Genomic DNA, 11,977 nt, shown 5'->3' on the forward strand with positions numbered 1-11,977 from the left:
TATCCAGGACGGAGCCGATCTCCTCGCCGCGAGCGCCCAGGAGGTCTTCGCCTCACCCCACGCCCGTAACCGTGTCCCGGGCGGTACGGGCGATGCGGATCCCGCTCGCCACGGCCTCGCGCCAGACGTCCCCCCGGTGATTGATCTTGTTGCGCAGTTCCTGGTACTCGGCGAGGGCGGCGGCATCACACCGGGCGCGCGAAGGCTTGGTGGGGCGCGCCTTGGGGTGCCGCGCCTTCCACCTCTCCAGCTCGTCCCGGGCCTGTTTGGAGGTGTGCCAGCATGCGGCCAGCACAAGGTTCACGAGATCGACGGGCAACCGGACATTGACCTCCTCCGGCCAGCCGGATTGCGGAGATGCGCACGAGCGGCCGGGGGCCTTGGCCTGCTGCGGGATGTCGCCCCAGTCGCGGTTCCAGCCCCGTTCCTCCAAAACCGCGCACAGACCGCCGGTCACCAGCGCATCACGACTGTCGATGAGCTGTCCGCGCCGGCGCAGTTCGGCCTTCTCGTCCTCCCACCGGCCACGCCGGGCGCCTGCCTCCCGGGAGGTCATCCCGGCCAGCGAGGCCGCGAGCTGCTCCTGCGCCCAGGCCCGCTGCTCCTTGAAGAACGGCTTGAAGCCTTTCAACTCCTCGTTGGTCCCCAAGGGGACACGCACGTTCACCCGCTGGTCCCCCAGAAGGGGCGCCGAAACCGAGGCCGGCATGGCGCTCGAGACGACGGTGCGCAGACCGCCGATCATGAAGTCCCCCAGGGCTCGTCCGCGACAGCCGGGGCCGCATGAACGTACATGGCCCGCAGCGCCTTCAGGGCGCGCAGGCGGTTGCGGTCAACGTTCTCGATGCTGATGGCCAGGCGCCTCGCCGTCTCCTTGGACGTCATGCCGCTCACGAACAGGCACTCGATCACGCGCCGCTGGACGTGGGGCAGGCTCTGGACCTTCGCCAGGAGCTCCTTGTTCCGCAGGCCGGTCGTGACCACGTCCTCGGCGGACCGCTCGGTGCCGAACTGCGGCTCCAGTGCGACCCAGTCGGCGTGGGCGGTCGATACCTCGGGCCTGCTGCTCGCCCTGCGCAGATGGTCGACGGCCGCGTTGCGGGTGAGGGCGAACAGGTAGGCGCGCGGGTGCTCCGGCAGATCGGAACCCTCCTTTACCGCCCGGAGCCAGCGTTCGCTCACGCCGGACAGGATGTCCTCGGCGCTGTGCTGGGTGATCCCGAACTTGCGCAGCAGCATGCGGCGCAGTTGCGGTTCGGCATCCAGCATCTCGGCCGCGACCACGTCGAAGGCCGCAGGGGCAGGCGAGGCGGCGTCCTGGTCCGACGGCGACGGCGACGGCTCCGGCTGCGGAAGCGGAGCCGGTGCCCCGGCCGCGTACGCGGCCGGGGCACCGGCGAGAGGCTCACTCGCCAGCATGACTACCAGCCGAACGCGAGCCGACGCCTGCCGTTCCGGCGCTCCAGCACCACCCGCTCCGGCATCATGCGCCGCAGCATGTGCGCGATGGTGCGCACCGCCTGGGCGATGGTGTCGAGCGCCAGGAGGCCGACCGCGGCGACCAGCGCGCTCTCCAGCGGGTCCTGCCAGGTCACGTCGCCGTGCACGATCCGCACGATCGTGACCACGATGATCGTGACCGAGATCGTGCGGCGGCCGCGGCGCCGCCACGGCCGGGGATCTTCGACGCACGCGGCCGCCTGGGCGGCACGCGGCAGAGATCGCGGATTCATGCGTCCTACCAACTGCTCTGGGGGCCCGCCATGTTCGGGAAGAGCCGTTGAGCCCCGGAATGGATAACTGAGAGCACTGTGCCCCGGTATCCACGGCAGTGTCGAGCTGGCACAGGTCAACTGGCCCTGTTGTGTGCAACTTTGAGGATCGCAGGCCAGAGCCGCCGAGAGGGTCTAACAGCGCCTGCACGTACGCCCGTCGATGTGACCGGAGGAACAAAATCCTCCCGGCGGGAGGTTCTTCGGGCCCGCCGCCTTCGGCTCTTCCCAAAGCGGCGACGGCGGGCCCCGATAGGACGCCAGAGACGTCTTCACCTTCTTAGACGTAGAGGATAGAGATTTCCCGACACCGATGTGGCCTAGGTCACACAAATTCCATTGACGTGTCTTTCACCAGGCACTGCGTCAACGCCCCAGACGCGGCGTGCCCCGCAGCGCCCCGCCTGCAGTCCCTGCTGCAGGATGAAATGCAGTCTCGGGCGAGGCCGGCCGTGGTCCCGCCCTGCATCCAGGAGGAAGGCCTGCCAGGGCCGCCTTGCCGGGGACTACCAGGGTGCGCGGTGACCGTGGCCGCGGCGCGCCAGCTGTTGGGGCACCGTCAGCCGCCCTTCCCTTTCGAGCCGACGCAGGGGGTCTGTGTAGCGAACGGTGGAACTCGGTCGGTTTTCTTCAGCGTTGTCCGGCGGTGAGCCGGCCGTCAAAGGTGATGTCGAAGGCTTGGAGTGCGGCCTTCCAGCGCATGGTCCAGCGTTTGCGTCCGGTGCCGGTCGGGGCCAGGCTCATGACAGCCAGGTAGACGCATTTGAGGGCGGCCTGGTCGGTGGGGAAGTGTCCCCGGGCCCGGACGGCCTTTCGGATCCGTGCGTTGATGCTCTCGATCGCGTTGGTGGTGCAGACGATCTTGCGGATCTCCACGTCGAACCGGAGGAAGGGCACGAACTCCGCCCAGGCCGCCTCCCAGAGCCGGACGATCGCCGGATACTTCCCGCCCCAGGCATCGCTGAACTCCACGAACCGCTCCAGCGCGGCCTCCTCGGTCGGAGCGGTGTAGACGGGCCTGAGCGCTTTCGCGATCTTCTCCCAGTCCTGCCGAGCCGCGTAACGAAAGCTGTTCCGCAGCAGGTGAACGACACAGGTCTGGACGATCGTCGCAGGCCAGACGGTGTTCACGGCGTCCGGGAGCCCGTTCAGGCCGTCGCAGACCAGCATCAGGACGTCGGCCGCGCCGCGGTTCTTGATCTCGGTCAGGACCTGGAGCCAGTACTTCGCGCCCTCCCCGCCATCGCCGATCCACAGGCCCAGGATGTCCCGGTGTCCCTCGTCGGTGACCGCCACCGCCATGTAGACGGGCCGGTTGGCGACCTGCCCGTCCCTGACCTTCACGTTCACACAGTCGATGAAGACGACCGGGTAGACGCTGTCCAGCGGACGGTTCTGCCATTTCGTCATGCCGGCCATCACACTGTCGGTGATCGTGGAGATCGTGGACTTGGAGATCTCCGCGCCGTACACCTCGGCGAGATGTGCGGAGATCTCCCCGTGCGTCAGCCCCTTCGCCGACAGCGACAGGACCATCTCGTCCACCCCGCCCAGACGCCGCTGCCGCTTCTTGACCAGCCGGGGTTCGAACGACCCTGCCCGGTCCCGCGGCACCGCGATCTCGACCGGCCCCGACTCGGTGATCACCGTCTTGGAGCGGTGCCCGTTGCGGTAGTTGTCCCGGCCGCCCTCGGCCCGCTCACCGGGCTCGTGCCCCAGATGATCGGTGAGCTCGCCTTCCAGCGCGGACTCCAGCACCCGCTTGGTCAGCTACTGCAGCAGGCCGCCCTCCCCGGTGAGCTTCACCCCACCGGCCTGAGCCCGGGCAACCAGCTCGGCGACCAGCCCGCCGTCCACGGCGCTCGCCCCACTCACAGCGGCCTTCCCGGCCTCGGCGTCACTCGTCACGTCAGTCATCAACTGTCGCTTCCAGCTCGGGAGTTACACCACTCACCGTACAGACCCACAGGGTCCGCAGACCGGACCGGCTGACCAGGATGTTTGCCTGGACGACTTCGCCGACAGGGACCAGTCGGGAGGATTCGCCACTTGGTTGGTCAAGGACTTCACGGTAGCGGCGCTGCCCGCGGTGGAGTAGAGAGCGGGTCAGGCCGTGGCCTTCTTCCAATTGCTGCAGGTTCGCGAACGCGTCTCGCCATTGTCGCGGACGCACACCGCGAACTGGACGATGGCGCCCTCGACGAAGTCGTAGTTGTATTCGACTGTGGTTCCAGCACCCTTGGAGTTGTACATGTCGCCGCGCCATATGCCGTCGACCATCACTTCGCCGAAGCAGCCAGCGTCATCCTTCAGGTTGTCGTTGAGGGAGAAGCGTTCCCCGTAGTCGTTGAACTGCAGATCACAGGCGCCGTCGGCGTATCCTTGGGCGGGCAGGCTCCACGCTCGTGCGCTGGTGCCCGCCCAAGCGGGTGGGGACAGGGCCAAGGTGAGGGAGACAGCGGCGGCCGTGGCGGCGGTGAGCGAGGTCACGGCGCGGTTGAAGTGAGACAAGGCGGTCCTCCTGGCAGGTTCGGTGGCTGTGGTGGTGATGGCGCGTGGACCGGAAGCGTCACGCGGAGGCCGTCCCGTATCGGCAGGTCTCCGACAAGGTGTGGCCGTCGTTGCGAATGCAGACCTCGAAGCTGATGTAGGTGCCCTCGGGGAAGTCGTAATTCCGATGCACCGTGGTGCCGGCGCCGTTCGAGTTGTGTATGTAGCCTGCGTGGCCTTGTTCGTCCTCCCACGTGAGAGTGCAGCCAGCGTCGTCCTTGAGGTTGTCGTTCAGATAGAAGTGATCGCCGTAGGAGACGAACTGGCCGTCACAGGCAGCATCGGCGTAACCATGCCAGGCCTTGCTCCAGACCCTTGCGTCGGAGGCCGCCAATGCGTTGTCCGGGAGGGCGAAGCCGAGCGAGACCGCCGCGGCCGTCGTGGCGAGCACGGTTCCGGCGCACTTGAGTGCAGACATGCGTACTCCTCCATGGAGAATTCGTTACCAGAACTGTTTACCGAAATACGACATGAACTCAGCAGACCATCAGCGAGGGCGCACCGAGCCGACGGATCGTCATGGGTTGCAGGACCAGCTAAACCTGAGCCGGTGGCAAGGACCACAAGATTCGATCAACTTCGAAAGTCTGCGGGAGACGAGGGGGAACCCCATACGGCCGGTGGGCTGAAGGCGTACGCCGGCGCTGCCCCGATCACGCGGACCTCCGGGAAGCGCCGCGTGTCGGACGCCGGTTCGTCAAGAACAACCGGCTCAATCACGTCGGCCACCTGTTGGCCTTCGCCTTTCTCAGCGGTTCCACTGGCGCGGACGCCCACTACCGGCTGCCGCGGGACAGGAGGGGACTGGCACATGCAGGCTCTGCGGCACCTGTTCAACCGGATGCTCGGACAGCTTTACCACTGCCTCCTGGCGCGCATTCCGTTCGATTAATCGATCCCCTTCCCCGCAGAGCCGCTACCTGTGATGTCGGGGTTGTAGGTGGTGTGGTGGGGGTGGTTTGAGCTGGGGCGTTGGGGATGCGTTGATAAAGGAGCGGGCGTTTCCGGGCGCTGCAGGTGGTGGTGACGGGGCGTCTGGCCTGGGGTTGTTCGGGGTGTGTTGATAACGGGGGTGTTGTGTTGGCGTTGGTCTCCGGCGTCTAAAGGGCTGGTGCTGGTTTGTGCTGGTCAGCGGCTTGCTGCGCGGTCGGGGTCTGTCGGTGGGCGGGGCTGTGCCGTGCCGCCTGGGTGGGTCTGCCAATCCAGTACAGGGCGGTGTCGATGTCGCGTGCAGTCCAGCCGTTGGCGTGTGCTCCGCTGTGTTCGAGGAGGTCGTTGAGGAACTGCAGGTAGCGGCCGTAGCGTCCCGGTGCGTGGGTGAGGGTGAGGCCGAGTGTGTCGAGGGCGTGTTGGACGCGGCGGTCGTAGACGGCCATCCGTTGGGGTGCTGCTGCGGTGAGGACGGCTGAGGCGAGGGCGTCTCCGGTGCGGAAGCCGGGCAGCTCCGACATGATGCTGCGCCCTGTGCGGGCGGCTTCGCTACGGGACAGGGCGGTGTCGCGGGCTGCGGTGACGGCGCGTTCGGTGACCGCTCGTACCTGGGTTTCGGGCAGGGACATGAGCGCCGCCGCCCAAGGGGTCTGTGCGGAGAGCCGTTTCCATACAGTCAGGGCTGCGATGTCCGTCTTGCCGAGGCTGCCGGCGCGCTCGGTTCGCTGCGCGACGTCGTGGAACACCTCGTCGTAGTGCGGCGATACGGCGGCCAGATAGCCGGCGCGGGCGGGGATCAGGACGTCCCATACCCGGCCGCAGAGGACAGCGGACTCCTCGCCGGCCGGCATGTCCGTGGTCTTCTTCATGTTCGCATCATGCCGTTGTGGCTGGTCGGCAGGTGCGGGGGCGGCTGGCTTCTTCGGCGAGGTGGTCGAGCTGGATGGCGTCCAGCGTTTTCTTGGTGATGCGTTCGGTGCCGTCGCAGATGGCGGTGATGGCGGCTTGGCGGATGAGACGGGCGAGGCTTCCGATGCGGCCGGCGGTGCGCTGGTGGAGGTAGGCGGCGTGGCGGGGGAGTGTGCCAGGTGTGTGCTGGGCCAGGTCGAGAGCGGTTTCCATGTCGGTGATGAGGTCGGTGAAGGGCTGGCGGGTGCCGTGGCGGGCGGGGAGGGGGCCGCAGGTGATGAGGCTGGCGCGGCCGGCGAGTTGGGCGCCGCGGACTCCGGCGAACAGGGGAGTGGCGGCGACGTCGATGCCGGTGTAGACGAAGGTCGCTTTGATGCGTTCGGTGAGGTCTTTGAGCAGGTCGGCGGCTTCGGCTCCGGTGGTCGTGCGGGGGTTGAGGCGGTGGATTTCGTCGATGAGGACCAGGCGGACGCCGACGGCGGTGTAGGTGTGGCAGACGGCGCTGGTGATCTGGGCCTGGGTCATGCGGGTGGTGACGGGGATGCCGAGGTAACGGGCGAATTCGGTGGCGAGGGTCTTGGCGGTGGCGCCGGGCGGCACCAGCAGGTACGCGACGGGCACCTGGCGGGCGTGTCCGGGCGGGGTGGGGTTTTTGCGGGTGTGGGCGAGGTGGCAGGTGCGCCCGACTTCGAGGAGGGCGGTCGTTTTCCCGGCCGCGGCGGGGCCGGTGACGATCAGAGAGGGCCGGGCGGTGGTCTGCTGGTGGCCACCGAGGACCATCAGGGTGCGCACCTGGCGGGCGAGGGTGTCGATGGCGGGGGTGCGGACGGTGACGAACGCGGAGTGGTAGGCAAGGCGTTCTTCCGTGCTGCGGGGCGCGTCGCCGGGCTGGGGCGGGGCGAGGGGCGGGGTGGTGGCGAAGTGCTGCCAGCCCTGCCAGGTGGTGATCGGCCACTCCGGCACGGCCGCGCGCGTGTCCGGCCACGGGCTGTCCGTGCCGGTGCGGACGGGCTGGGTTGCCGGGCCGGGGACGGAAAATGCGGGAGCAGTGGGCGCGGAGCGCGGGCGGGTGGTCACCAGTTGAGGGCTTCCTGGGCGGGGTCGTAGAGGCCGAGGCCGGTGTACGGGACGGGGGCGCCGGCGTTGTCGTCGCCGGCTTCGTCCTCGCCGTCGGCCTGCTCCTGGTCGTCGGGCAGGTCGTCGAGGTCGTCGAGGCTGTCGTCGTTCCAGCCGTCATCCTGCGGACCCGCGGCGTGGGGAGCGCGGGTCTTGGCCGCTGGCGGAGGCGTTTTCAGCGGTGCGGTGCGGGTGATCAGGCGTTGCTCGCTGGGGGTGGCGGTGCCGGTGTGGGCGCGGCGCATGAGCTGGTCGAGGGCGTCGGCGAGGTCGGCTTCGTGGGTGTCGCGCCCGCCGTGGCGGGCGGTGATGGCTTTGATGTGCTGCCAGGTGGCGCTGTTGAAGGGCTGGTGGATGTGGTCGCGGTGGATCCACGGGATCTCTGTCAGGTGTCCGTCGGGCAGGCGGACCCAGATGCGATCTCTCGGTTTTGGGACAGTGGGTGAGTGACAGCGGGCTTGGGTGTGTTGCTGCTGGTCAGTGGTGGTTGAGGGGGTTGGGGTCACTGTTTTGGAGGCGAGATTCCCGTGGGGTGTTGCTGTTCTGGGGGCGTTATTGCATGAGAGGTGACGCTGTCTCAGTTTCGTGAGTTCTGATCCGCTGGCCGATGGGTGTTGGTGTGCTCAGGGGTGTGGATCAGGAAGAGGAGCAGGACCCGGACGCGAGTGGGGCTTTGCCGGCTGTGTCGGTTCGGGCGTTGCGGGGACCGGCGGTGCGTCGTCTGCTGGCCCTGCGGCGGGAGGGGAAGCTCACCACGGGGCGGGTGAGGTCGGCGGCGGACGTGCTCGGGGTGCGGGAGCGTGCGGTGTGGCGGTGGCTGGCGGCCGCCGAGCGGGACGAGGCTGCGGCACGGGCGCCGGGGGAGCGGGGCGCGTATCCCGGGCGGTTCACGGTTACGGATGAGGTCCGGGCTCTGCTGGGGCTGTGGAAGGGGAACGTCGCGGCGGTGCATCGTGAGCTGACCGCTCGCGCGGCCAGGGGCGAGGGACAGCCGCCTCCGTCGATTCCGACGCTGCACCGGGCGATCCGCCGTGATCTGACGCCGGGGGAGCGGGCGGGGCTTGCGGGAGGTGAGCGGGCGGCACGCAAGCACGATGTGTTCCTGGCCCGGCCGCGCGGGTGGCGCAACCATGTGTGGGAGACCGACCACGTCCAGGCCGCGGTGCTGGTCGAAGTCGACGGCAAGGCCCGCAGGCCGTGGATCACCTGGTTCACCGACTGCGCGACGAATGCGATCACGGGGGTGGCCATCACGCCGGGAGATCCGTCGCGGGAGTCCGTGCTGGCAGCGCTGCGCTCCGCGGTCCTGCGCGAGGATCCCTACGGCCCGTTCGGCGGCCTGCCCGAGAAAGTACGTGTCGACCGCGGCAAGGACTTCCTGTCCAGGACGGTGACCGCCGCGTTCGATCTCCTGGACGTGACGGTGGAGGACCTGCCCGCCTACACCCCCCATCTCAAGGGCACTGTGGAGGTCCTGAACCGGGCGGTGGAGAGCATGTTCCTGGCCGCGCTACCCGGCTATGCCCGCCAGCCACGCCCTGGCAAACGCTCCTCCCGCCCGAAGGACGAGGTGCTGCTTGGTTTCGAGGACTTCACCGCCCGGCTGCTGGGTTGGACGTTCTGGTGGAACACTGAGCATCGCCCCACGCCCCTGCGGGGCAAGACTCCGCTTGAGGCGTGGCAGGACGATCCCACCCCGCTGCGGGACGTGCCGGCTGCGGATCTGTGGACGTTCACCCTGGAAGATGCCGGTACCCGCACGCTGACCACCCGCGGGATCCGCTTCCGGAAGCGCGACTATGTGGGAGCGTGGATGACCGGCCAGGCAGGCATCCAGGTCCGGGTCCGCTTCATGCCCCACCACGACCACCGCATCGAGGTCTACCACGCGGCTACCGGCCGCTACCTGGGGTCCGCGGACCTGGCCGATCAGGCCACCGACGAACAGATCAGCGCCGTGCGGCGGGTGCGGGCCGCCCGTGCCCGCCGTCTGAAGAAGGACCTGGAGTCTTCGCAGCGTGAGCGCTACGCCGCCGTGCGCCGGCCCGAGGCACCCCAGCGGCTCGGGGCGCTGACCACCGCGCAGGCTGAGGCCGAACTCGCTCAAGCCACCGGCACCGACCTGTCGGATCTGGCGCTGCCGGATCTCATCCCGCCTGCTGCGCCCCCGGCCGAGTGGCGCACCCCGCCCTCTCTCGTCGCCCGGACCACGCCCGGCCGCTCTGCCCCCATCCCGTCCGGCCCGGCCCCCGGCGGCTCGCCCGGACGGGCCGCAGACCCTGCTGAGGACGGAGACGCCTCGTGACCGCGGCCACCTACCAGTACGTCGACCTGCCTGATGCGTGCGTGGTCACCACCCGCGCTCTGCTGACCGCCCGGGAGAACATCACCGACACCGTCGCCGCCCGCGCCATGATGTGCATCCATGGCGGAGCCGGCTTCGGAAAGACCCTCGCCGTCAACATCTGCCTGCGCGGGCTCGAACCGCATGAGGACGTCCGCAAGATCACCTTCCGTGCTCGGCCCACCGCCCGCGCGGTGCGCTACGAGCTGTTCACCGCACTCGGCCTGGCCGGTGAACCACCGCGCCACCCCAGCGAATTCGACCGTCTCCTGAAATCCGCCCTGGCCGAACGCCCCTGCACCTTCCTCGTCGACGAGGCCCAGTGGCTCAACGGTGAGGCGTTCGAATACTTCCGCTACCTGTGGGACGAACCCGCCACCCGGCTCGCGATCATCTTCGTCGGCGGTGAGGGCTGCCACACCGTGCTGCGCCGCGAACCGATGCTGTCCTCCCGCATCTTCATCTGGCAGCACTTCACCCGTCTTACCCCCAGCGAGGTGCTCGAGGCCATCCCCTTGTTCCACCCGATCTGGGCCGACGCCGACGCCGACGACATCACCTTCGCCGACCAGCATGCCGCGCACGGCAATTTTCGCGCCTGGGCCCAGCTGACCGCCCACACCCGCACCGCCCTGGCCCGCAGCGGCCGCTCCCGTGTGGATCAGGAGCTGCTGCGCTGGGCCTTCAGCCGCCTCGCCTGACCACCATGTCACCGCCGCCCGTCACCGTGGTCATCGACCGCAACGACGATGCACTCCACACGCACACCGCCCTGGCCGCCCACCACTTGCCGTCCGGCCGGATCACCCTGCATCCCGGCCCGGGCACCACGAGCGAGAGAGCCCTCGCGCACGACCTCCTCGCCGCCCTGGGCAAACCGCCCCTGCTCCCGGGCCGTTTCCCCGCCGGCCGTCAGCCCGTCTGGGAAGCCGCCACCGCATGGATAACTGCTCTGCCCGTCACCCATCTGACCGTCCTGCGCGCCCACCGTTTTATCGCGCGCCACACCGAACGCCTCCTGCAGTTGCGCGCACTCACCGGCATCCGCCTGACCCTGGTCTGCCACCGCCCCCACCTCCCTGCAGCCCTGCACCAGGCCCTGCAGACGGTCGACCACACCGTTACCACCGACTTTGCGACCGCGCGCCGCCACTACTACGGCTCGCCCGCCGCTGTACGCCTGGCCGCAGCGGACGCCGATTGGCCGGGCGGCGAGTCCGGGACTGGTGTGCTGCGGCGGCGGTGGATCAGCCTGCCGGCCCTGACGACGCTGATGTCCTTCGAAAACAGTCCGGTCTGCACGTGTGCCGCGCCTCTGGCGAGGGAGCGCGGTTTCGTGCCTCCCGCCATGCCTGCGCTGACCGAGCGGGAGGTCGCCCGGCGTCTCCATGCCGGCACCGCGCACCCTTATCTCGCGGCCGAGCTTGCCACCGCCTGTTTCACCGCCGCCTCGACCAGCCAGCTGGCCACCGCACGGGTACAGGACGCTGCGCTCGACGGCAGCACGGTGACGCTCCACGACCGCCACAACGTCCGCCAGGGCTGCATGACCCACACCGTGCCCGACTGGGCACGCCCTCTCCTGCGGGCCGCGGTGTTCACCCATCTGTTGGCCACCGGCACCAGCAGCGGCAAGCTCTTCAGCGATCCCCACAACTCCACAGGCCTGCCGTACCTGCCCGACTTCGCCGAGCAGTTGAAGCTCCGACCGCCGCAGCCGCCACGCCCCAAGCGGCGCAAGAACACGGGCAGGAAACCACCGCCCCCGACCGTGTGGCCACTCAGCAACGCCCACCATCACCTGCCCTGGACGATGCCCGAAGACATGCGGGGTTGTCCTCAGCCACCCGGCTACAAGCCCAAGCGCACGCCATTCACTAGGCAGTGACTGCCAGTCAGCACGCCTGTTCTCTGGACCGGTTCCTGGACACTGCACAGTTTCAGTGGCCCGGCGACAGCACCGCGCGCAGGGGCAGGGGCAAGGAAGCATTGATCCAGAATCGATCTGGATGCCATTTTGAAGCACCAACTGAGGGCGCCCACCCGGATCTCCACCGTACCGGAGGGAGCACAACCCCGGCCCCTTCACAGCCGCACCCATCCCGAAGGCCCGCCCCCGACTCAGCCTCACATCTCCTCGCACACAGGCCAGCCGAGCGGCTACCCCCAACCCCTCTCCAGCTGCTGCACGGGCCGAAGGCCCGTCACCCGCGCGGCAGCGCGGGATGGCTGGAGCGCAGCGGAAGCCATCAGCCGGGCGCAGCCCGGCTCCGGCCCACAACGCGGGCCGGCCACTCCCGGAGCAAAGCGGAGGGAGTTTCAATTCCCGTGCGCAGCACGGGAATTGAGCGGTGAG

At 68.9% G+C, this 11,977-nt stretch carries 10 protein-coding genes and 3 pseudogenes; 4 read left to right on the plus strand and 9 right to left on the minus strand.

The window, feature by feature from the left end; genetic code table 11:
* Nucleotides 1-52 precede the first annotated feature (52 nt).
* The 6 genes and pseudogenes from ACIBBH_RS36655 to ACIBBH_RS36680 all read right to left on the minus strand — a co-directional run bounded on the left by ACIBBH_RS36655 (nt 53) and on the right by ACIBBH_RS36680 (nt 4,740).
* Nucleotides 53-745, minus strand: a complete 693-nt coding sequence (locus ACIBBH_RS36655; RefSeq protein WP_399412294.1) for a hypothetical protein — start codon at nt 743-745, stop codon at nt 53-55.
* Nucleotides 742-1,419 carry an RNA polymerase sigma factor gene (locus ACIBBH_RS36660; RefSeq protein WP_399412296.1) on the minus strand — a complete coding sequence of 226 codons (678 nt, stop codon included), beginning with the start codon at nt 1,417-1,419 and terminating at the stop codon, nt 742-744. Before ACIBBH_RS36660 ends, ACIBBH_RS36655 begins: the two co-directional genes overlap by 4 nt.
* A gap of 2 nt (nt 1,420-1,421) precedes the next feature.
* Entirely contained in the window at nt 1,422-1,733 is a 312-nt protein-coding gene (locus tag ACIBBH_RS36665; RefSeq protein WP_399412297.1) for a hypothetical protein, read from the minus strand.
* Nucleotides 1,734-2,402: 669 nt separating this feature from the next.
* Nucleotides 2,403-3,689: pseudogene (locus ACIBBH_RS36670) on the minus strand (IS256 family transposase).
* A gap of 189 nt (nt 3,690-3,878) precedes the next feature.
* Nucleotides 3,879-4,283 (minus strand): hypothetical protein, encoded by a 405-nt coding sequence (locus ACIBBH_RS36675; protein WP_399412299.1) that lies wholly within the window; start codon nt 4,281-4,283, stop codon nt 3,879-3,881.
* Between the two features lie 58 nt (nt 4,284-4,341).
* Entirely contained in the window at nt 4,342-4,740 is a 399-nt protein-coding gene (locus ACIBBH_RS36680) for a hypothetical protein (protein ID WP_399412301.1), read from the minus strand.
* 198 nt (nt 4,741-4,938) lie between these two features.
* On the opposite strand from ACIBBH_RS36680, the pseudogene ACIBBH_RS36685 reads away from it, so the two are divergent.
* Nucleotides 4,939-5,214: pseudogene (locus ACIBBH_RS36685) on the plus strand (IS110 family transposase); the annotation flags it as partial.
* 208 nt (nt 5,215-5,422) lie between these two features.
* Here ACIBBH_RS36685 and ACIBBH_RS36690 read toward each other — a convergent pair.
* From ACIBBH_RS36690 to ACIBBH_RS36700, 3 genes are all read right to left on the minus strand, one after another.
* Nucleotides 5,423-6,121: a hypothetical protein gene (locus tag ACIBBH_RS36690; RefSeq protein ID WP_399412302.1), complete on the minus strand. Its 699-nt coding sequence runs from the start codon at nt 6,119-6,121 to the stop codon at nt 5,423-5,425.
* Between the two features lie 7 nt (nt 6,122-6,128).
* On the minus strand, nt 6,129-7,109 hold the full coding sequence (locus ACIBBH_RS36695; protein ID WP_399412315.1) for a TniB family NTP-binding protein: 981 nt from the start codon (nt 7,107-7,109) through the stop codon (nt 6,129-6,131).
* Between the two features lie 125 nt (nt 7,110-7,234).
* Nucleotides 7,235-7,783, minus strand: coding sequence for a hypothetical protein (locus tag ACIBBH_RS36700; protein ID WP_399412304.1), 549 nt, complete (start codon nt 7,781-7,783; stop codon nt 7,235-7,237).
* Between the two features lie 206 nt (nt 7,784-7,989).
* Between ACIBBH_RS36700 and ACIBBH_RS36705 the strand changes: the two are divergent.
* The 3 genes and pseudogenes from ACIBBH_RS36705 to ACIBBH_RS36715 all read left to right on the plus strand — a co-directional run.
* Nucleotides 7,990-9,493, plus strand: a pseudogene (locus ACIBBH_RS36705) (Mu transposase C-terminal domain-containing protein); the annotation flags it as partial.
* Nucleotides 9,494-9,578: 85 nt separating this feature from the next.
* Nucleotides 9,579-10,322, plus strand: coding sequence for an AAA family ATPase (locus tag ACIBBH_RS36710; RefSeq protein ID WP_384462313.1), 744 nt, complete (start codon nt 9,579-9,581; stop codon nt 10,320-10,322).
* A gap of 5 nt (nt 10,323-10,327) precedes the next feature.
* A complete protein-coding gene (locus ACIBBH_RS36715; RefSeq protein ID WP_399412306.1) occupies nt 10,328-11,509 on the plus strand; it encodes a hypothetical protein in 1,182 nt (393 codons plus the stop codon).
* Nucleotides 11,510-11,977: the final 468 nt, after the last annotated feature.

The organism is Streptomyces sp. NPDC051636, from assembly GCF_044453765.1.
Taxonomy (GTDB): Bacteria; Actinomycetota; Actinomycetes; order Streptomycetales; family Streptomycetaceae; genus Streptomyces.

What these genes read in the sequence shown, in the direction of transcription:
- ACIBBH_RS36655 (WP_399412294.1), bottom strand. Translation starts at nt 745, where the DNA reads ATGATCGGCGGTCTGCGCACCGTCGTCTCGAGCGCCATGCCGGCCTCG.
- ACIBBH_RS36660 (WP_399412296.1), bottom strand. Translation starts at nt 1,419, where the DNA reads ATGCTGGCGAGTGAGCCTCTCGCCGGTGCCCCGGCCGCGTACGCGGCC.
- ACIBBH_RS36665 (WP_399412297.1), bottom strand. Translation starts at nt 1,733, where the DNA reads ATGAATCCGCGATCTCTGCCGCGTGCCGCCCAGGCGGCCGCGTGCGTC.
- ACIBBH_RS36680 (WP_399412301.1), bottom strand. Translation starts at nt 4,740, where the DNA reads ATGTCTGCACTCAAGTGCGCCGGAACCGTGCTCGCCACGACGGCCGCG.
- ACIBBH_RS36690 (WP_399412302.1), bottom strand. Translation starts at nt 6,121, where the DNA reads ATGAAGAAGACCACGGACATGCCGGCCGGCGAGGAGTCCGCTGTCCTC.
- ACIBBH_RS36715 (WP_399412306.1), top strand. Translation starts at nt 10,328, where the DNA reads ATGTCACCGCCGCCCGTCACCGTGGTCATCGACCGCAACGACGATGCA.